Annotated in this window: 1 pseudogene; it reads left to right on the top strand. The window is 55.7% G+C overall.

From position 1 onward, the window contains the following. A pseudogene (locus SQ11_RS15440) lies at positions 1 to 219 on the top strand (hypothetical protein); the annotation flags it as partial.

The following is a 219-nucleotide window of genomic DNA, read 5'->3' as shown; positions in this document are numbered from 1 at the left end:
TCACCAATACACCGCTCGGATTTTATCAAGTTCATGCATTCATTACCGGACCCGGCGGGGTGGGTATGAAAGACCTCGGCACCCTGGGGGGTGAAAATGTTAACAGCATGGCCACCGCCGTCAACGCTTCCGGGCAAGTCGCAGGGGTTTCCTATTATGACTATGCAGCCCGACACGCCTTTATCACCGGTCCAAACGGCGACGGCATGAAAGACCTCG

Source organism: Nitrosospira sp. NpAV, assembly GCF_000832065.1.
Lineage (GTDB): Bacteria > Pseudomonadota > Gammaproteobacteria > Burkholderiales > Nitrosomonadaceae > Nitrosospira.
The sequence above is the reverse complement of the archived record's forward strand: the minus strand, read 5'-3'. Positions and strand labels throughout refer to the sequence as shown.